The organism is Shinella granuli (assembly GCF_004341885.1).
Taxonomy (GTDB): Bacteria; Pseudomonadota; Alphaproteobacteria; order Rhizobiales; family Rhizobiaceae; genus Shinella; species Shinella granuli.
Genome location: NZ_SLVX01000027.1, coordinates 19,354 through 37,818, shown reverse-complemented (window position 1 = coordinate 37,818; position 18,465 = coordinate 19,354). Strand labels below are relative to the sequence as shown.

General features: G+C 62.0%; 19 protein-coding genes. 8 read left to right on the top strand and 11 right to left on the bottom strand.

Annotated elements, in window-relative coordinates:
* Both trbH and trbI read left to right on the top strand, forming a co-directional pair.
* Positions 1-468: a conjugal transfer protein TrbH gene (trbH, locus tag EV665_RS27450; RefSeq protein WP_035031576.1), complete on the top strand. Its 468-nt coding sequence runs from the start codon at positions 1-3 to the stop codon at positions 466-468.
* A complete protein-coding gene (gene trbI, locus EV665_RS27445; RefSeq protein WP_035031573.1) occupies positions 465-1,769 on the top strand; it encodes an IncP-type conjugal transfer protein TrbI in 1,305 nt (434 codons plus the stop codon). Before trbH ends, trbI begins: the two co-directional genes overlap by 4 nt.
* Positions 1,770-1,909: 140 nt before the next feature.
* Here trbI and EV665_RS27440 read toward each other — a convergent pair whose 3' ends face one another.
* Entirely contained in the window at positions 1,910-2,479 is a 570-nt protein-coding gene (locus EV665_RS27440; protein WP_133036543.1) for a TetR/AcrR family transcriptional regulator, read from the bottom strand.
* Here EV665_RS27440 and EV665_RS33405 point away from each other — a divergent pair.
* A complete protein-coding gene (locus EV665_RS33405; RefSeq protein WP_446692604.1) occupies positions 2,379-2,618 on the top strand; it encodes a luciferase domain-containing protein in 240 nt (79 codons plus the stop codon). The two genes, EV665_RS27440 and EV665_RS33405, sit on opposite strands and share 101 nt — an antisense overlap.
* A gap of 20 nt (positions 2,619-2,638) precedes the next feature.
* On the opposite strand, the gene EV665_RS27435 is transcribed toward EV665_RS33405, so the two are convergent.
* The 3 genes from EV665_RS27435 to EV665_RS27425 are packed head-to-tail and all read right to left on the bottom strand — an operon-like array spanning position 2,639 to position 5,173.
* Positions 2,639-3,910: a HAMP domain-containing sensor histidine kinase gene (locus tag EV665_RS27435; RefSeq protein ID WP_133036542.1), complete on the bottom strand. Its 1,272-nt coding sequence runs from the start codon at positions 3,908-3,910 to the stop codon at positions 2,639-2,641.
* Between the two features lie 6 nt (positions 3,911-3,916).
* A complete protein-coding gene (locus EV665_RS27430; protein WP_133036541.1) occupies positions 3,917-4,612 on the bottom strand; it encodes a response regulator in 696 nt (231 codons plus the stop codon).
* Between the two features lie 36 nt (positions 4,613-4,648).
* Positions 4,649-5,173, bottom strand: coding sequence for a Spy/CpxP family protein refolding chaperone (locus EV665_RS27425; RefSeq protein WP_133036540.1), 525 nt, complete (start codon positions 5,171-5,173; stop codon positions 4,649-4,651).
* A gap of 399 nt (positions 5,174-5,572) precedes the next feature.
* Here EV665_RS27425 and EV665_RS33200 point away from each other — a divergent pair, with 399 nt between their 5' ends.
* Positions 5,573-6,334, top strand: coding sequence for a transcriptional repressor TraM (locus tag EV665_RS33200; RefSeq protein ID WP_133036539.1), 762 nt, complete (start codon positions 5,573-5,575; stop codon positions 6,332-6,334).
* On the opposite strand, the gene EV665_RS27415 is transcribed toward EV665_RS33200, so the two are convergent.
* From EV665_RS27415 to traA, 5 genes are all read right to left on the bottom strand, one after another.
* Positions 6,318-7,055 carry a helix-turn-helix transcriptional regulator gene (locus EV665_RS27415; RefSeq protein WP_063608103.1) on the bottom strand — a complete coding sequence of 246 codons (738 nt, stop codon included), beginning with the start codon at positions 7,053-7,055 and terminating at the stop codon, positions 6,318-6,320. The genes EV665_RS33200 and EV665_RS27415 overlap by 17 nt on opposite strands.
* A gap of 235 nt (positions 7,056-7,290) precedes the next feature.
* Complete coding sequence (locus tag EV665_RS27410) at positions 7,291-7,893, bottom strand: lysozyme family protein (protein WP_035031805.1); 603 nt, start codon at positions 7,891-7,893, stop codon at positions 7,291-7,293.
* A gap of 14 nt (positions 7,894-7,907) precedes the next feature.
* Positions 7,908-9,101: a conjugal transfer protein TraB gene (locus tag EV665_RS27405; RefSeq protein ID WP_245507858.1), complete on the bottom strand. Its 1,194-nt coding sequence runs from the start codon at positions 9,099-9,101 to the stop codon at positions 7,908-7,910.
* A complete protein-coding gene (gene traF / locus EV665_RS27400; protein ID WP_035031807.1) occupies positions 9,064-9,597 on the bottom strand; it encodes a conjugative transfer signal peptidase TraF in 534 nt (177 codons plus the stop codon). The genes EV665_RS27405 and traF overlap by 38 nt, the downstream gene beginning before the upstream one ends.
* The gene (traA, locus tag EV665_RS27395) at positions 9,594-13,172 is read right to left on the bottom strand and encodes a Ti-type conjugative transfer relaxase TraA (protein WP_133036537.1); all 3,579 of its coding nucleotides are present in this window, start codon (positions 13,170-13,172) and stop codon (positions 9,594-9,596) included. The genes traF and traA overlap by 4 nt, the downstream gene beginning before the upstream one ends.
* A 257-nt stretch (positions 13,173-13,429) precedes the next feature.
* Here traA and traC point away from each other — a divergent pair, with 257 nt between their 5' ends.
* Genes traC through EV665_RS27375 form a run of 4 tightly spaced genes read left to right on the top strand, consistent with a single transcriptional unit; the run spans position 13,430 to position 16,337 of the window.
* Positions 13,430-13,690: a conjugal transfer protein TraC gene (gene traC, locus EV665_RS27390; RefSeq protein ID WP_133036536.1), complete on the top strand. Its 261-nt coding sequence runs from the start codon at positions 13,430-13,432 to the stop codon at positions 13,688-13,690.
* Between the two features lie 13 nt (positions 13,691-13,703).
* On the top strand, positions 13,704-13,910 hold the full coding sequence (gene traD, locus EV665_RS27385) for a conjugal transfer protein TraD (RefSeq protein WP_133036535.1): 207 nt from the start codon (positions 13,704-13,706) through the stop codon (positions 13,908-13,910).
* Positions 13,897-15,819, top strand: a complete 1,923-nt coding sequence (traG, locus tag EV665_RS27380; protein WP_380688415.1) for a Ti-type conjugative transfer system protein TraG — start codon at positions 13,897-13,899, stop codon at positions 15,817-15,819. The genes traD and traG overlap by 14 nt, the downstream gene beginning before the upstream one ends.
* Complete coding sequence (locus EV665_RS27375; protein WP_133036533.1) at positions 15,819-16,337, top strand: thermonuclease family protein; 519 nt, start codon at positions 15,819-15,821, stop codon at positions 16,335-16,337. The genes traG and EV665_RS27375 overlap by 1 nt, the downstream gene beginning before the upstream one ends.
* 115 nt (positions 16,338-16,452) lie before the next feature.
* Here EV665_RS27375 and EV665_RS27370 read toward each other — a convergent pair whose 3' ends face one another.
* Positions 16,453-16,668: a hypothetical protein gene (locus EV665_RS27370; RefSeq protein ID WP_133036532.1), complete on the bottom strand. Its 216-nt coding sequence runs from the start codon at positions 16,666-16,668 to the stop codon at positions 16,453-16,455.
* A gap of 132 nt (positions 16,669-16,800) precedes the next feature.
* A complete protein-coding gene (locus EV665_RS27365; protein WP_133036531.1) occupies positions 16,801-18,462 on the bottom strand; it encodes a Na/Pi cotransporter family protein in 1,662 nt (553 codons plus the stop codon).
* Positions 18,463-18,465 lie beyond the last annotated feature (3 nt).

Here is an 18,465-nt window from a genome sequence, read left to right as displayed (position 1 = left end):
ATGCACAGATTTTCCGTGCCCGGCCGCCTCATCGCTGCGATCATTTTAGCCGGGCTACTCTCCGCCTGTCAGACGCTGGGGCAAGCCGGGCTGATCCAAAGCACGGTGACGGCGCAATTGTCGCCGGAAGCCGCCAGCAGCATCGCCGGCGACATGGTGGGCAGGCTTGCCGAACAGGCAGGTCCCGGCGGCACGACGATCCGGTTCACACCCGATGGTTCCGTATTCGGCCAGGCGCTGCAGGCGTCGTTGCAAGACTGGGGTTATGCCGTCATCACTGACCAGAAGACCGACGACACCAATATCCTCGCCCTCGCCTATACGGTTGACGAGTTCGAGGGAGCCGTTCTGGTCAGGCTATCGACGCTGCGCTTCGATCTTACCCGAATGTACAAGCCCGGTGCCGAAGGAGCCACCCCGGTCAGCCCACTATCGATTCGGCAACATGGCTCGGCAGGCACAGCATGACACCGTCGTTGAAGCTTGGCGGTACTGACACCGCATCCGCCCCAAAGATCCGGCGGCTGAACCGGCTGCCGATTATCGGTGCAATCGCGCTGGTGGTGATTTTTCTTGCTGTCATCTTCTATGGGCTGACGTCGCGAGGACTGCGGTTTCGCGACGATGGCGGTGCTGGTGCCGCGGGATCGCAATCGGCATCGACCTATGCCGACCAGCTGACCCGTGGCGTTCCCGACGGCATCATCGGCGAGCCTGCCCAGCCGCAATTCCAGCCGTTTCCGCCCGCAACAGCGGAGACCCCAGCCAATCCCTTCCCGGCAGCAGAGAACCTACCTCAAACGGACCCCCAACCTGCCACGTCAAAGATCGAACCCGAAGAGGTCTGGCGCGCGCGGCTTGAGCGGGAACAGCACGAGCAATATCTGCGCGAACAGCACCGACAGCGCATGGCGCGGCTACAGGCGAATGACGCTGCCTACGATTCTCCGATTGCTGTCAGCATCAATGACCTCAATCGGGAACCGACAACGGAAGCAGCTGGAGGAGCTTCTGTGGCAGGCCAGCCCGGACGGCCCGCAAGCGCACTCGACCTTTATGCGGCCGCGATGCAAGGTGGCCTCACCAGTCCCAACGGCGACCCGAACGGGCAGGCCGGAAAGGAGCGATTCTTCAATCAGGACATCGCGGAACTCGGCTATCTGCCAAACCCGGTCGTGCCACAGATGTCGCCCTATGAGCTCAAGCGCGGCTCGGTCATTCCGGCAACGCTCATAACCGGCATCAATTCCGATCTTCCCGGTCGCATCACAGCCCAGGTCAGTCAGAACGTCTATGACAGCGCCACCGGCCGACATCTCCTCATCCCGCAGGGCACAAAGCTGTTCGGACGATATGATTCCAATGTCTCCTTTGGGCAGAACCGAGTGCTGGTCATCTGGACCGATATTATTTTCCCGAACGGGTCAACGCTGCAGCTCGGCGGTATGGCTGGAACCGATGCCGCTGGCTTTGGCGGGTTCAGGGATCGCGTCGACAACCACTATCTTCGTACCTTCGGATCCGCCGTTCTAGTTGCCTTGATCGGTGCCGGTACGGAAATGATGATCCCGCAAGATCGCAACGCGTTCGGAAACTCCAACAGCGCCGAGGATGCCGCCAGGCGCTCATTTGCCGAAACCTTCGGCCAGATGTCGCAGCAGACCCTGTCGCGGAACCTCAATGTCCAGCCGACGCTCGAAATCCGGCCCGGATACCGCTTCAACGTGCTTGTCGACCAGGACATCGTGTTTCCCGGCGCGGTTCGGTAGGTGCAATGGCAGTTGTCGACCGCATTGCGGTCATCCTGGACCGGCCGAACAGAATTCAGAAGCGGTCATTTTGTAGGCTCGAAGCCCTTAGGTCCCGTTCCTCAAATGACTTCCCCGCATGGACCGATGTCATCCTAAAATCAACGCGCTAGATGCGTTGTCGCCTGCTTCAAACCCGCCAGCGCATCAGCAAAAACATCGTCCCATTCCTGATCGCTGACCTGCATCAGGCCGAGCCCCCTCAAGAGAAACAGCCCTTCAATCGAAAGGAAGGCCTTGCGGGCTCGTCGACCTTCTTCGGTGGCAGGATCGGCAAGCTCGAAGGCTTCGCGATAGAATGCCTGTACTTGCTTACGATGAACGGGATGGCTGGATAATGCCGCCATCAGGTGAGCCGCGCGCGTCAGGTAGACAGCCTTCTGCTCGGCAGAAACCCTGATATGCGCCGCCAATCTGTCGTGCGGCGCATTTCCCTTGGTTTCGGATTCCCGAAGGGAAACGAAGCGTTGAAGCTCCCGGCGCAACATGTCCTCGATCAGTGCATCCTTGGTGGGATAGCTGTAGGTCAGCCCACCCTTGCTGATGCCAGCCCTGGCGGCGACCAGGTCCATGGTGAAATGCAGGCCGCCGGTTTCAGTGATCAGAGCCTCGGCGGCCTGGGGGGAATACCACTGCCTAGTAAAACCGGGGGTCATTCCACCTGTGGTCATAATGCTCTACGGCCCTCGTAACGAAGAGGAACTCGCTGTCTGCGCGCGGATCGTCGAGGAAGCCTATCTGGCTGCTGGCGGGAACAGGGTAGATCAGACCGGTCACCCATTGGGCCTGGGCGGCATCAGACCCGCTTAACAGCCAGGGCTCCAGCCATGTCACGAGCGATGAGGCATTGACGCGCGCGTTGATGGAAAAGTGACGACGAACCGTGCGCCGCCATCGGCTGGCGTTTCCTGCCGCACGCTCGCGCCGTGGTGGCGGGCGATCTGGCGCACCAGCGCAAGGCCCAGCCCCCAGCCCCCGGCATGCTCGCCGCGGCCGGACGGGCGATAGAAGGGCTCAAACACCCGTTCGCGCTCGGCCTCCGCAATACCCGGTCCGTGGTCGCGCACCACGATTTCCACCCCCTCGCCGTCGCGGCGGATTTCCGCGTGGACTGGGGGTTCGCCGTGGCGTAGCGCATTTTGCATAAGGTTGCGCACGAGACGCGCGAGAAGAAGGGCATCGCCCCTGACGGTAGCAGGGTCGCCGCTGACCTCGATGCCTTGGCGCGCGCCTTCTTCAGCCGCGAGTGCCAAGAGATCGACCTCGTCACCAAGGTCGATCTCCTCGACGTGGTCGAGCCGACTCGCCAGCAGTATTTCCTCTACCAGTCCGTCCAGCTCGGCGAGGTTGCGCGTGATCTCGTGGCGGCGTTCCTCGCTGGGCGCGACCTCGTGCAACTCGCTCGCCATGCGCAGGCGCGCGAGCGGTGAGCGTAACTCGTGGCTGGCGTTGGCGAGCAGGGAACGGTGGGCGATAATCAGCTCCTCGACCCGCCTGGCCGCTTGGTTGAAGCTGGCAGCGACCGCCGCCACCTCATCCTTGCCCTCGACGGGAACACGCAGGGCCAGGTTGCCATCGCCCCATGTCTCGACCCCCCGCCGCAAGCGTTCAAGCCGTCCCGTCAGGCGTCGCACCACTGGCCAGGCGACAACGCCAATGGCGGCGGCGATCAGGGCCAGCCATAGAAGCGGCCTGGCGCGGGGAGGTCCGAAGGCGCTGTCGCCGAGGCGGGCGACGACTACGCGCCCGTCCGGAAGACGCGCCGACAAGATGCGGCGATCGTCCCCGCTCCGGATATTCTCCCTCTCACCCGGCGCAGGGAAAGCGACAGGATTCCCGACGCTCGCGACCACGTCGCCATCGGGGGCGAAGACCGTGATGTCAGCCTCAAGGGCTGCCCCAAGCCGCGCCAGGACGAGCCGCGTTTCCTCGATATCGGCGTCGGCGGGAAGCATCGCCGCGATGAAGGCGTCGCGCCTCGCCATCCAGCCGCGATCGTCCTCCCCGCGTGACAGCCACACAAGCGTTGCGGCCGCCAGCGCCACCACCACGAGGCTCGCAAGCAGAGTCAGATAGATCTTCAGGAAGAGGCTGCCGCGCATGAACTCCTATCCTTCCTCGTCCTGGCGGCGGGCGAACACATATCCCGCGCCGCGCACCGTGATGATGCGCCGCGGCCGCCTCGGGTCGTCTTCTATCGCGGCGCGGATGCGCGAGATGTGGACATCGATCGAACGATCGAGAGCGTCGGAACCTTCGCCGCCGAGCCTGTCCATCAACTGCTCGCGTGACATCGTGCGTCCGGCATTCTCGGCGAGCGCCACCAGGATGTCGAACTGGTGCCCGGTCATCTCGCAGTTCCTTCCGTCCACTCTGGCCACGCGTGAGGCGGGATCGATTTCCAGCCTGCCGAAACGCATGATGTGGTCACTCCTGCCGCCTGTGCGCCGACGCAGGATGGCGCGCAGGCGTGCCAGCAGTTCGCGCGGGTTGAAAGGCTTGGGCAGGTAGTCATCAGCCCCAAGCTCAAGGCCGACGATGCGGTCGGTCTCTTCGCCCTTGGCGGTCAGCATCAGGATCGGTACATCCGAGGTCGCACGGATGCGGCGGCAGGTCTCGAAGCCGTCGAGGTCGGGCAGCATCACGTCGAGGATTACGGCATCCGGCGGGTTTCGCCTGATCTCGTCGAGGCCTGCAAGCGCGGAAGCGGCCGTGCGCGTCGCATAGCCGCTTCCGGAAAGATAGTCGCTGAGCATGGCGGAAAGCCGCGTGTCGTCATCGACGATAAGTATCTGTTCCGCCATGCCTTGCGCCCCGTCGGTGTCAGGAGCGAAATCCTATCACCAACGCGACCCTCTGCGCTCCTCCATTTTCTCGACCAGCGTGGCGCGTTGCTCCGGGGTCAGCACCTCGGCGGCGTCGAGGGCGGCGGCGGTCATCTTCTTCGATGCCTCGTCGATGGCGGCGATGTGCTCGGCCCGCAGGGTTTCGGCGGCGGCGCGGTCGATCGTGGGAGCTGTCATCAGTTCCATCACCTCGCCGCGCGCGTCGCGGAATTCGCGCATCATCGGCCGCAGTTCGGCGTGGGCGCCATCGATGATCGCCCAGATGCGCTCTTCCTGTTCGGCAGTCGCGTCCACCGAACCAAGCACCCGGTCGATCCCGCGTCCGGCGAAATGACCGCCATGCTTCATGCCGACCTCCATCACATGATGGCCCATGCCGCCGCCGCCCATCGCGCCTGCTGCGCCGATTCCTGCGAGCGCCAGAACGGCGACACCGCCGGCGACGATCCATCTTGAGCGGCGCTTGCCCCCATTCGGGGAAGCGGTGTTGACCGTGGTGTCCTGCCTGTCCTGTTCCATGATGAAGCTCCTTCTTCATGCGGCCTTATTGCCGCGATGGAGCCAACATAGGAGGGGAATGTTTCTGCCGTTCCGGACGATTGTTAAGAAATGTGGGAGGGTGCCGAATGTCCGCTTATCTCTCATCGTTTCCAGAACCGGATCGTCAGGATTCCACCCCGTTGCTGCCTTTCTGACTCGGGATCGCACCGCAATGACGTGCCACTGAGTTGTTCTTCCACTTGGAGCTGTGCCTCGGCACACAACACCGACATTGTGCCTCACATGGAAACGAATCTGGTGGAGCCTGATGGGACGCTTCGACCGGTGAGCTATCGCTGATGAAAGACAGCAAGGTTTCTAGCCAGGAATTGCGTCGGATCCGATGGCATCGCGTCCAGGGATCCTATCTGATTTGCGATGGTCTACCTAACCAGTCCCCCTTACCGTTCGGCGCGTACGCGCACGTGTACGTTGACGGCAATCGAACGATTCAGGGGCACGGGTAGAATTCCCAACTCTCGTCTTCGTTGTAATCGCGCTTGTACGAAATATTCAGCTGATGCTCATTCACGCTGGAACTTTAACGTTTTGTTTCATATTGTTTCCTTGAGGCGGTACGCGCCGCTTTGGGGCTTCGAAACCCCTGTCCACCGGTTGGTGCCGGCCGTTACGGCACCGCGATCCTATGGCCATTGGCCGGGGTCCTGCGACGTATGTCCAGGTGCCTCGGTGCTAAAGGTCACAGGGCTGCGGTGGACGCAGTTTCGAAACCCCGGCTTGGGTTCACAGGATTATCGATTGCGGGGGCGTACCGCAATTCACCTGCCTAAAGGTCGACTGACAATGCGGGACCCTTCGCTTAAGAACCAGATTGCCGATCTGTCGGGGAAACTCGACCCGTTGATCGATCCCCTCGATGACGATCAGCTTTTGACCCTTGCGGTCGAGGCAATCAAAGAATACCGCTACCTGTTGCAATGCGCGGAGGAGGCCCATCAGCAATGGGAGCAAGCAAAGTCCGCTCCCGCCACTGATCGTCACGAACTGCAAAAGCTCGAGCGCACCTACCTAAATGCCCTGAAAAACCATCAGGCCCAGATGAGCCTCGTCGCATCCCTGACAGACCGACTCGGCTATATCCCGACTATCGATCAGAAAGGCCCTACCGACGAGAAATGAGCCCGCGATCGAGTGCAATTCGTACCATATGAGGCCCATTGGTGGCCTTCAGCTTGGCTTGGGCATTATCGATGTGAAAGCGGACTGTCTTTTCCGAGATTCCATGCATCTGGGCGATCTCGGCTTTTGTCTTACCCAGCGACGTCCACATGACACAGTCAAGTTCTCTGGGGGTAAGTGGATTGGAAAGCATCTGTCGTGCCGCAAAATCCGCATTGGATACATGCATGTGGGTGTAGGCGACGGCAGCCACAGCAGATTTAAGCGCGGAAATATTATAGGGTGCGTCCATGTCGGATTCGGACATGAACGTCAGCATCGCCGTTCTCCCAAACCCGGCGCGCATTGGAATGGTCATGCCGGACACGACGCCGAAATCACCGATCTCGTCGCGATATTTTCGAGCCACAGGTTCAGTCAAATCCATTCGCGCCAAAGACCACCAGAACGGCGTGGCCGCCTTGCGGGCCTGTTTTACAACCGGATCGACGACCGACAGCTGCGCGTCGAGATAATAGTCTTCCCACACTTGCGGCAGATCGGTGAGAGTACGAGCGCCATCGCTGCTTACCCCGACATAGGCAAAACGTTGCAACCCCGCGGCGACCGTAAACTTATGCAACGCGGCACGTACGGCACGTTCGTCGCGGTTGAGTTCCAGCGCTTCAAGCAAGCCAGAGATCTGGTCCGACAACGGGTTTGTTCGCCTTGCAGGATGCATTTCGTCCTCCTCACGACATAGCTTTGCCGCGATTATCGAATTCCTTTGGGGTTACCTCCTGTTCCAGACTTCGCGGCGCCTTTAAGCGGTGAATTTCTTTAGCCATTCTGGTTTTGAAACCTCAGGAACTCAATCTGCATCCGCGACAAATCGACTGTTCCAGGTCACATCGGCGTTACCGGCTGTTCGTTCACAATGACTAAGTGCTTGAAACTGCAGCGCAACATCCTGCAATTCATGGTTCGCCCTGGTCTTTAAGCGGGGAGAGATCGACGCGTATTCCGGCGGCATGTGGATCGTGGTTCTGTTCGGGCGCCAGTGTCGTGCTGTCGGGTTCTGCATCCACAATCGCTTCTGGCGGATACATCGAGACATTCTCTTCTCCAGAAAGTGGACCGGGATCTGCTAGACCAAATACATAGTCGTCCTGAAACATTCCCGAACGCCAGGCGTTGAGGGCTTCACGAAACACGCTCGAGCCGGCTTCGCCCCGCGCATGGGCAACAATGCGATAGACCTTTCCAAACAGCGCCGAACCCATGCGGATGTTTTGGCAGGCATCAACGAGGTCCACCGAAATTTGCGCGGCATCCGAAACGCCGTAGCCCGCCGGATATTGGGTAAGGCCGACACGCACCGTAGCCTGACCAGCGAAACGCCGGATCAGTCTTACTGCATCATCCGCGTTTTGCGGCACCTGTGGCAGAATAATCCTGTCGCCGGACGTGATGGTTACGGACAGGGGATTGTCCGATCCCGCCTCGGCAATAAAGCGCTCGACAATTGCGATTTCGATTTGCGGATCAGCACATTGATGGATCAGTGCGGCGTCGATCATGGCAAGCCTTTCTTTCAGGTGTTGAACGAGACGATGAGCGGAAGCGAAAACAATCGCGCCCAAGCGTTCGCACTTGCGCGCTGGATGGCGACGATATTGGTGTTCCCGGTCCACCAGCCATTGCCCGTTGCGATAATGACGTCCGGGTTGTGCAAGGCGGATTGCAGGATCGGCCAGATGATGAGTTGCTCGTAGCAGATCAGCGGCGCGACCCTGACGCCATCGATTTCGACAGCCGGGTTATCGAAGAAATGCGCTCGCGCCCCTGCCGGCTCACCGATAAGCGCACGCCAGGGCTGCCACATCGACACCGGCACCGGCATCCGCTCGCGGTAGAGGATCCGAGACCCCTCTTCGGAAATTTCAACCATGACATTGTCGTAACCGTTTGGGTCAACGATGATCGCGCCGGCTATGACGGTCAGGCCCGCGCCCTCGAGCGCTTTGCTCCAGAGATGAGCTGTTGTCGGCGTCCAGATGCCTGCTGCGCTCTCCGGCAACACGACCACCTTGGCGCCATCGTCGGCTGCTTCCATGACAAGAGCAATGGTTGCGATCTGCTGCGCATAGTCGGCGTATCGTCCATTCTCACCGCGAAACCGGGTATCGACAACGACCCAGCCTTCAGGAACGTCGGGAGGCGCCCACGTCGCTGCGGACCACAGGCATAACCCTGCCATGGCGAGCGTCACGATTGGCCAGATTCTCGTCGTCATCGCCAGAAGGCCCATCATGGCGGCCCCCAGACCTAGCCAGCCCCAACCGGAGAACACCATGCCAGCGCCAGTGATCGGATGCGCCCATCCAACGATACCGAAAGGCGGGACGCTCATCAGCACCGCTGCAATGCCATAGCGCAGTACGCGGCCCCATCCCGGACATGCGGTCCAGAGCACGGTGTGAACGAGCACAAAGCCAGCCGACGCAGCAACCCAGAGCGTAAGTCCCGCTCCAATGCCGCCGCCATAAAAGTTGACGACCCCTTGCGGCAGCCCGTGTGAGGCGGCGAGAAAACATCCGGCCGCGACCAGCGCCGCGCCTGTCCGCGCCGGCGCCATCGCCCAGAGGGCCGGGAACAGCATGGCAACCGGAAGAAGGAAGGGATTGCCACTCCAGCCGATAATGCCGATGGCGATGGCGGCGACAGTGAGAATTACCGACTTTACACTGTCAGGGCACGACCGTGAGGATCGGACGAGCGAGACCAAGAACGCCCGAAGCGGGGATTGGCCCGAAATATCTCGAGTCATATGAACCTGCAAAGCTGGAATGAAGAAAGAGGTGGTCCGTCGGCACACTGCCGCCGGGATGGGATGGAAGCGCTCTGCCATCTGCATCGACAGTGCGAACAACCGACTGCGGCAGCTCCCGACCGTCGATCATGACGACATCATCTATCTCGATGTGCTGGCCAGGCAGCGCGACCACAGTTTTGATGAGCGGGCTCAACCAGTCCGGACAAAGGCCGCGCCGGACGTATCCGCGCTCGAGACCAAGCGCGAAGGCGGCCGTTTCAGGCGGGCAGACGAAGACCAGATCGCCAACAACCACCGGCCGGACCAGCGCCTCGATCCGCCAGAGTCCGAGCGGATAGCTGGGTGTCAGATTGAGACGAATCCCAGCGCCATAGGAGGCAGCGAGCATCACGGTCGGCAGAGCGACGATCGATGCAACGATAATGACGCGTCGCCAGCTTATCGTCATTTCAGCACCTGCGACTGGCGCTGGGACTGGCGAAGCGCCTCGGTTTCCTTCAATGCCTGCACCGTGCGCTCGTGCGCGGCGAGCTGCTGTCCGGCCCGCATCATCGGCCACGCCGTCGCCAGCTTTTGGCGCTCGCCCGGCGACATGCCAAATGCCTGCTTTTCAAATGGGGAACCGCTCGCATCTTTCGCCGCATGGGAGAGCAGACTGCGCTCGCCGAACCGCTCGGACACCGCCTTGTTAAACGTGTCGATCTCCGCCTTCGCTATCCTGTCGGCAAGAGCGAAGCCGAGCGCGGCGGGCAGGTCATTGCGGTCGATGGCGTCACGCACGCGCTCGAGCACCTGTTTGGCATGATCGGAGAGCGCGGGGATGTCGACCGAAACCTTAAGGCGACGGGCACGCTCTTCGGCCTCATGCTTGCGCTCGGCCTCAGCACGCTGGCGCATGTAATTCTCGAGGTTGCGGGCCAATGCCGGCGCATTGAGTCTCGCGGTTTCGCGATCCTGCTTATCGGTGCGGCTGGCGAGCAGGCCAGTCTTACCCTTGAGGGCCCCGAAGCCTTCCGGGTCAGCGACAATTTTTTCGACTGTGGCTTTGGCCAGCGCCGGATCCTTGAGCATGGCGTCGACATTGATGGCGCTGAAAGCCGCTTCCGGCTGCGCATAGACCAGGCGGAAGCGCGTCGAGACGTCCTCCCACTGCGCCTTCAGCGTCGGGTCGGCCGCAAGCTTGTTCTCGGCGGCCTGTTCGACCGATTTGGGGAAGATGGTGATGCCGGCAACCATGGGTTCGATCTCGTTGATCTGGCTGGAAGGCGTTCGCCGTGCAGAGCCGGATACGAGTCCCAGTCGGCCCGCCAGAGCGACCAGGCGGGAACCGAGATTGGCAAGGCGCTGCTTTTGCCCCACGGTCCAGTTGAGCCGGTCGCGGACGATGGTGCGCGCTACATTTATGAGGTTGAGCCCGCGGTTTTCGGCAAAGCGCAGGGCGGCGCGATAGGCGGATGCGCCTGCATAATCGAGCGTGGTTTCCTTCGACGCGTCACGCGACAGGCGTTCGACAAGCCGTTCCAAGACGTGTGCCCGTACATCGACCACCTTCCAGGCATAGCGCTCAACGGTTTGGCCGTTCGGAAGCACGACCGGCTGGGAGCCCTTATGTTCAAGGCCGATCCGATCGCCGATCTCTGGTGCTGCCTCCTTCATGGCGCGTTCGAGATCGACGCCCCAGATTGTGTTCTGCCGGCCGTCGCTGGCTTCCAGCGTCACGAAATAGCTGTTGCGGTTGTCCGGCTTGTCCTCATAGGGCGCGACACCATGATCGACGAGAATGCCGCCGCGCTGCGTGTACTCACTGAGGCCTACATAGAGCTGGGCATCATCGCGATGGCGGGTGAGCGCAACATAGGTCAAGTGACGATCGAGCGTTCGTGAGGCTAGCACCTTTACGCTATCGACCGTAGCGCCCTGGCTTTTGTGCACCGTCGTCGCGTAACCGTGATCGACATTGGCGTAGAAGCGCTGTTCGACCACGACCTCACGGCAATCGTCACCCTCACCGATCGCCGCCACGATGCGCCCGGCGGAGGCATTGACAACCCTGGCCAGCATGCCGTTCTTGACGCCGAGCGACCCTTCGTTCTTGAGGAACACAATCTGGTCGCCAGCGGCAAAGTTGCGGCTTCCATCCTCGGTACGAAAAGCAAAACCTTCACCGACGATACCGCGTTCGACGAGTTTGTCGCGAGCGCGTTCGTTGAGCATGCGCACATCGGCACGGCGATGCGCCAGGATCAGAGCGGTCCTCGTCGGATCGTAATCGCGGTTCCAGTCGCTGATCAGCGAGGCGATGGCCTCTTCCCGGCTCCATTCGGTTCTGACCATGCCGGCATCATCATAGGCAGCAAGTGCCGCACCGATCCGGCCACCGGCAAGATCGGACGATGCCTGCCGCATCCAGATCTCACGCTGGCGGTAGATGAGCCCGAGTTCGGCATAGCCGATACGCTCCGTAATCGCCCGGAACGCCGCACCCGCCTCGATCGGCTGGAGCTGATCGGGATCACCGACTAAGACGAGCTTGGCGCCGGCCTTGGAGACGGCCTCGACGAAGAGCGCCATCTGCCGCGACGACACCATGCCGGCTTCATCGAGAACGAAGATGGTTTTCTCGTCGAGGCGGTCCCGGTCTTGTCGCCAGCGCAACTCCCATGACGACAGCGTCCGAGACGTAATGCCCGCTTCCTTCTCCAGGCCCTCGGCCGCCTTGCCCGCCAACGTGCCGCCGACAACACGATAGCCGCCAGATTCCCATGCCTCGCGTGCAGCTTTCATCATCGTGGTCTTGCCGGCACCGGCACGCCCGACAATGGCGGCGATGCGCGCATTGCCGGCAACACGCTCGATGGCGGCGCGCTGCTCGGCCGACAGGTGCTCATGGCGCGCGAAGCTACGTTCCAGGACAGTGCTGCTGACGCCATGCGATGAGCGGCGAGACAGCCAGATCGCCCGCGACGCCATCCCTGCCTCAATCCGGATCAGTTCCTGCGTTGTCAGCTTTGCCGGCTCCCTTCTGCCGGTCGCCAGCGAGACCTGCTCGCGCTGCAGCCGCAGGATCTCGGGACTCTGCAGGACGCGGGCCAGCAGGTTCTGGAACAGACCTGCATCGTCGACATAGCGATGCAGCACCTTGGCGACATCGCGCTCGTTGAAGACGCTCTTCTCGCGGCTGATCAGATCCAGGACCAGTTCAGGATACTGCGCAATGCGCCGGGCATTTTCGGCGCGGCGCGCCTCAAAGATCTCGAGCCGCTCCAACTCCAGCCGCTCACCGAGCGCCTGCGCCTTGCGGTCCATCGCCTTGGCGCCAACTCCGAGATGAATGGTCGGCATGAGCGCGATACCCTGCTTTTCGTAAGAGCGTCCATCGACGCGCAACGCGATCCCGTTCAGCGCCAGATGATGGTTGAGCCGGACGAACCAGGCATCGCGAACGGCGTTGAAGTCATCCGTCCCCCCCGCCCAAAGCTCGTAGAGGATCTTGCCGGCTTTGGTTCTGACTGGCTGGCCATCCTCACCAAGCACCGCGACCTTCTTTGCGCCGAAGCCGTCTTCGGTCAGCGGCCGCAAGGTCATCATCAGATGCACATGCGGATTGCCAGGATTGTCGTGATAGACCCAATCCGCCACCATCCCCCGCGAAAGGATCTCGGTTGCGAGGAAGTCGCGCACGAAGGCGATGTTCTGCTCGGGCGTCAATTCCAGCGGCAGGGAAAAATTGATGTCCTTGGCGAGCTGGGCATCGGAGCGCTTCTCGAACGCCTCGACCTTGTTCCAGAAATCCTGGGACGCTTCCGCCACCGAACGATCGGCAATCATCTGGCGAAGCCAGTCCGGCGCGTCCTCCGGAACCATAAACTCCTCGTGCAGCAGTCCGATCTTGCGCGTGTAGTCGACCGTCCTCGCCTCGCGCTCGAACTCCATCTTTGCGCAATGGCGGTAGGCCGCCGACAGCACCGCGCTACGGCCATCGCCGCGGCTGATGATGCTGGCTGAGAAATGCGCGATAGCCACTGGTGACAGGCTCCCTCTTCCGGTCGACATGACCAGTCCGAAGGAAATGCCGCGACCCGGCATCCCGGCCGGCGAAGCAACGCGTCGCGCCAGCGACGTATAATTGCGCCCTTGGAGGCATTCCTTCGGAACGCCGGGATCATCTCAGGAAGTGTCGGCTGCGCCGACCCCGCATTTATGCCGGGTCGCGCAAAACGCGATCCCGGGCCAATCTTGGGCCCTGCCAAATAGCAAGCGGGTCAAGAGGAGTAATCGGAATGAAGAAGCCATCGTCACGGATCAGGGCGGAAATTGCCAAACTCCAGGAGCAACTAAAGCAGGCCGAGACCCGCGAGGCCGAGCGCATCGGCCGGCTCGCGCTCAAGGCGGGGCTCGGCGAAATCGAGATCGACGACAGCGATCTCGTTGCAGCGCTCGAGGAGATTGTGGGCAAGTTTCGCAAGGGAAGCGGGCGCGGCAGGCCGGCGATCGCGCCGGTCACGTCTGGCCCGGCTGCGGGGCAGGCTGACCCAGCTTGAAAGGAGAAAACAGATGGAAACGACTGAGGCAAGAAAGAAGGACACCCGTGAGAAGATCGCGCTGGGCGGCCTGATCGCAAAAGCGGGACTGCGCTATGAAAAGCGCGCCCTGCTGATGGGTCTTCTCATCGATGCCAGGCAGCGCATCAAAGGCGACGAGGCCGAGCGTGCGCGGCTCACCGAGATCGGGGAGAAGGCCTTTGGCCGTGAATCCGACTAGAGCCGCATTGACCATCACGCCCGCCGTCCTGATGATCGGCGCGCTCGCCTTGCTGACCGGCATCGAGCAGTGGACGGCGGATTTTGGAACCACGCAGGATGCCCGTCTCGCCCTTGCGCGGGTGGGCATCGCCCTGCCCTATATCGCAGCGGCGGGAGCTGGCATCGTCTTTCTGTTTGCAGCCAAGGGCGCGACCGCCATCCGTTATGCCGGGGCGGGCGTGGCGGCCGGGGCGACTGCGGTCTTGGCCATTGCCATGATCCAGGAGATCGTCCGGCTCGCATCCTTTGCTGATGCGCTTCCAGCGGGAAGCAGTATCACTGCCTATCTCGACCCCGGCACCGCCATTGGCGGGCTGGCGTCGTTCATCACGGCCGGGTTCGCGCTGCGCGTCGCCATCCGAGGCAATGCCGCCTTTGCGGCTACCGCCCCACGGCGTCTTAGCGGCAAGCGCGCCATCCACGGCGAAGCCGAATGGATGGGCCGCAATGAAGCAAAACGGCTGTTCCCTGCCGCCGGCGGCATCGTTGTCGGAGAAGCCTATCGTGTCGACAAGGATGTGGTTGCAGATCGTGGTTTTCGTGCCGATGATCCCGAGACATGGGGCGCAGGCGGTAAGTCGCCTTTGCTCTGCTTCGACACAACCTTTGGCTCGACGCACGGTCTGGTCTTCGCCGGTTCAGGTGGCTTCAAGACGACCAGCGTCACCATCCCCACAGCCCTGAAATGGGGTGGCTCTCTGGTTGCGCTCGATCCGTCGAACGAGGTTGCGCCAATGGTCATCGCACACCGGCGCAGCGCTGGCCGCGATGTCTTTGTGCTCGATCCAAAGAGCCCAAAGACTGGCTTCAACGTCCTCGACTGGATCGGCCGCTTCGGCAGCACGAAGGAAGAAGACGTCGTCGCAGTCGCCAGTTGGGTGGTGACCGATACCGGACGCTCGACCTCGATCCGTGACGACTTCTTCCGCGCTTCAGCGCTGCAGCTCATCACCGCGCTGATTGCGGACGTTTGTCTGTCAGGACATACGGAAAAGGAAGACCAGCATTTGCGGCAGATGCGGGCGAACCTTTCCGAACCTGAACCCAAGCTGCGCGAACGGCTGCAGAGGATCTACGACAATTCCGAATCCAACTTCGTCAAGGAGAACGTCGCGCCCTTCATTGCCATGACTCCCGAAACGTTTTCTGGCGTCTATGCCAACGCCGTCAAGGAAACGCACTGGCTGAGCTATCCGAATTATGCGGCGCTGGTATCAGGCTCGAATTTTTCGACCGACGCCATCGCTGAGGGCAAGACCGACATCTTCGTCAATCTCGATCTCAAGACGCTGGAGACGCATCCGGGTCTGGCGCGCACCATCATCGGTGCGTTGCTCAACGCCATCTACAACCGCAACGGCGAGGTTGCGGGACGAACGCTGTTCCTGCTCGATGAAGTCGCCCGCCTCGGCTATCTGCGAATACTCGAAACTGCGCGGGATGCCGGGCGCAAATATGGCATCAGCCTCGTGCTACTGTTCCAGTCGATTGGCCAGATGCGCGAAACCTATGGTGGGCGCGACGCAACCTCGAAATGGTTCGAGAGTGCGTCCTGGGTGTCGTTCGCGGCGATCAATGATCCCGAGACCGCCGACTACATCTCCCGGCGTTGCGGCAACACCACGGTCGAGGTCGACCAGCTCAGCCGGTCCTCGGCAATGTCGGGATCGTCTAGAACGCGGTCGAAGCAACTCGCAGCCAGGCCATTAATCCTGCCCGACGAGGTGCTGCGCATGCGCGGTGACGAGCAGATCGTCTTCACCGCCGGCAATGCGCCGCTGCGCTGCGGCCGCGCGATCTGGTTCCGGCGCGACGACATGAAAGCAGTGACCGGACAGAACAGGTTCCACCGGGAGGGAAAGCCGTGATGAGGGCGAGAACGATCGCCCTCGGCGTTACCGCGCTTCTGCTTGGCGGTGTCGCCCATGTCATCACCAGCGACGAGTTCGGCCGACCCGAACGCAAGCTGACGTTGGAGACTTTTCGCCCGATCTTATATCCGTCGCCGGCACCCGATCCGCATCGTGCCAAGTTCACGCTCTGCGCGGGTCCGATCCGGGCCAATTGCGTTGTCGATGGTGACACTTTCTGGTTCGAGGGTATCAAAATCCGCATTGCCGACATCGATGCACCGGAGATTTCCCAACCGCAATGCGCCGGCGAGCGGCAGGCCGGTATCGCTGCCAGGAACCGGCTGCTCGATATGCTCAATGCCGGCTCATTCTCGTTGCTTACGGGATGGCGGGACGAGGACCGTTATGGCCGCAAGCTGCGTATCGTGGCGCGGGATGACACCTCGATCGGTGAGACCCTCGTGCGCGAGGGTCTCGCGAGGCCTTGGAGTGCGTCACGCCATGGCTGGTGTTTCGCTGATGAACCTGGTTAGTCGGTTGCGGCGCTCAGCGAAATGGGAAGGCGACTGAAGCCGCCTTCCCAAAAGTTCTCACCATGGGATTTCGGGATCAGGATCGAAAGGTTCGATTTCCTTGTCAGGCACAGCGCTACGTTCCCTCGGCCGATAGTAGACCGCGGCGTAGCGGGAATTTATGGCGCTGGATCAGCTCGGCGAGTTCACCCTGGTAGCTGTCGAGCACTGCGATAACATTGTCATGCGCCATACGGGCGAGATCGCTGTCGCAGCCGAAGCGGTTGTTTCGTACGAGATGCCTGAAGCCGGCAAGCCTGGCGATGAGCATGAGCGCTTGCGTCGTATCCATTTGAAGTCTCCTTTCGATTCTGACGAAAGGTGTCCGCACCTGAGCGGCGAAGGGTCAGGGATCGCGTGAGCGACTAGTTTAATGCAAGATATATAATTTATGCATGTAAACTTGCTGGATCAATGCTCCAGCCTACTCCGCCGCCGCGAGCCTCGTCCCTCGCAGGAGGCCGTGCTCTTCGAGGACGGGATAGGCGATCGAGGCGAGCAGGGAGTTGATCTGCTTGAGATCGCGGATCGTGTCGAGGTGAAGCGAGCTGGTTTCAAGGCTCTTCTTCGCGCCCTCGCGCAGCCGCTCGAAATGCCTTTGGCTGGTGTCGCGCTCAAGGTTGCGCATGCGGTCTTTTTCGCGCACCAGTTCCTGCGCGGTGGCGATGTCGCGCGAGATCAGGACGTTGAAGGCGAGGCGGGCGTTGTTGAGCACCGAGGCATGCAGGTTGGACAGTTCGCGCCAGCCTTCCGGGGTGAAGGTCAGGCCGCGGTCGAGCTTCTTCTTCACATGGGCGAGCATGTTGCGGGTGACGATGTCGCCGACCTGTTCGAGGCGCACGCAGGCGTCGAGCAGTTCGCGGGTGCGGTGGACGTCTTCTTCGCTCATCTGCTCGGGCGCGATGCGGGCGAGATAGAGCTTGATCGCGGCATGCTTGCGATCGACCCTGTCGTCGAGGGCAGCGAGCGCGTCCATGCGGGCGCGGTCGGGCTCCTCGTAAAGCTCCATGATGTTCTTCAGCATCACCTCGACGGTCTCGCAGACGCCGACGACGGCGCGGGTGACGTTGGCGAGCGCGCGGGACGGCGCGTTGAGCGCGTCGGGGTCGAGGGCGCTTGCCTCGCGGTCCTCCAGCGTCGCCGCCGTCGTGGCGCTGGCATTGAGCGCGCGGTCGATGGCGCGGGTGACGAGGCCGGCGAGCGGCATGCCCGCGATCACCAGCGCGACGTTGAAGGCGATGTGGGCGTGGACGATCTGCAACGGGGCGGTCGAGCCGAGCCGGCCCAGCGAGGGGGCGAACCAGACGAGAGCGGCAAGCGCGACCAGCGCGCCAAGGCCGCGCACGACAAGATTGCCGAAGGGCACGGTGCGGCTTGGCGGCGGCATGGTGCGCGACAGCATCGCGGCGATCAGCCCGCCACCGAGATTGGCGCCCAGCACCATGACGACGCCGAGTTCGGCCGGGATCAGACCGCGCGCGGCGAGCGCGACCACCAGCAGGATGAAGGCGACGCTGGAATGGAACAGCCATGTCATCACGGCGGCGATGAGGAAGGCGGTGACGGCGTCGCCGGACAGATAGTTGATGACGACGGGCAGGATGCGGCTTTCACGCAGCGGCTCGGAGGCCGAGCCGATCAGTTGCAGCGACAAAAGCAGCAGGCCGACGCCGACGAGGATGCGGCCGAACTGACGCCAGGCGCGGCGCTCGGTGGCAAGGAAGATGGCGGTGCCGCAGAAGATGGCGACGGGCACCAGCAGCGACAGGTCGAAGGAGAGCAGCTTGACGACGAAGGCCGAGCCGAGATCCGCGCCGAGAACGGCAATGAGGCCAGCGGCCGCGCCGACGATGCCGGAACCGACGAAGGAGCCAACGAGAAGGGCGACGGCGGTGGAACTCTGGAAGGCGATGGCAAGGCCAGCACCGGCCCCGGTGGCGGCGAGCGGGTTTTTCAGCGTACCGCGCAGCTTGCGCCGCAACACGTCGCCATAGGCGCGCTCGACGCCGGTGCGCACCATGCGCGTCGCCCAAAGCAAAAGCGCAACCGCGCCCGCAAGGTGGATCAGGACGACAGAGCCGCTCATGGC

What these genes read in the sequence shown, in the direction of transcription:
- trbH (WP_035031576.1), top strand. Translation starts at nt 1, where the DNA reads ATGCACAGATTTTCCGTGCCCGGCCGCCTCATCGCTGCGATCATTTTA.
- trbI (WP_035031573.1), top strand. Translation starts at nt 465, where the DNA reads ATGACACCGTCGTTGAAGCTTGGCGGTACTGACACCGCATCCGCCCCA.
- EV665_RS33405 (WP_446692604.1), top strand. Translation starts at nt 2,379, where the DNA reads ATGGTGAAATGCAGGCCGCCGGTTTCAGTGATCAGAGCCTCGGCGGCC.
- EV665_RS27440 (WP_133036543.1), bottom strand. Translation starts at nt 2,479, where the DNA reads ATGACCACAGGTGGAATGACCCCCGGTTTTACTAGGCAGTGGTATTCC.
- EV665_RS27435 (WP_133036542.1), bottom strand. Translation starts at nt 3,910, where the DNA reads ATGCGCGGCAGCCTCTTCCTGAAGATCTATCTGACTCTGCTTGCGAGC.
- EV665_RS27430 (WP_133036541.1), bottom strand. Translation starts at nt 4,612, where the DNA reads ATGGCGGAACAGATACTTATCGTCGATGACGACACGCGGCTTTCCGCC.
- EV665_RS27425 (WP_133036540.1), bottom strand. Translation starts at nt 5,173, where the DNA reads ATGGAACAGGACAGGCAGGACACCACGGTCAACACCGCTTCCCCGAAT.
- EV665_RS33200 (WP_133036539.1), top strand. Translation starts at nt 5,573, where the DNA reads ATGGTCTACCTAACCAGTCCCCCTTACCGTTCGGCGCGTACGCGCACG.
- EV665_RS27415 (WP_063608103.1), bottom strand. Translation starts at nt 7,055, where the DNA reads ATGCATCCTGCAAGGCGAACAAACCCGTTGTCGGACCAGATCTCTGGC.
- EV665_RS27410 (WP_035031805.1), bottom strand. Translation starts at nt 7,893, where the DNA reads ATGATCGACGCCGCACTGATCCATCAATGTGCTGATCCGCAAATCGAA.
- traF (WP_035031807.1), bottom strand. Translation starts at nt 9,597, where the DNA reads ATGACGATAAGCTGGCGACGCGTCATTATCGTTGCATCGATCGTCGCT.
- traC (WP_133036536.1), top strand. Translation starts at nt 13,430, where the DNA reads ATGAAGAAGCCATCGTCACGGATCAGGGCGGAAATTGCCAAACTCCAG.
- traD (WP_133036535.1), top strand. Translation starts at nt 13,704, where the DNA reads ATGGAAACGACTGAGGCAAGAAAGAAGGACACCCGTGAGAAGATCGCG.
- EV665_RS27375 (WP_133036533.1), top strand. Translation starts at nt 15,819, where the DNA reads ATGAGGGCGAGAACGATCGCCCTCGGCGTTACCGCGCTTCTGCTTGGC.
- EV665_RS27370 (WP_133036532.1), bottom strand. Translation starts at nt 16,668, where the DNA reads ATGGATACGACGCAAGCGCTCATGCTCATCGCCAGGCTTGCCGGCTTC.
- EV665_RS27365 (WP_133036531.1), bottom strand. Translation starts at nt 18,462, where the DNA reads ATGAGCGGCTCTGTCGTCCTGATCCACCTTGCGGGCGCGGTTGCGCTT.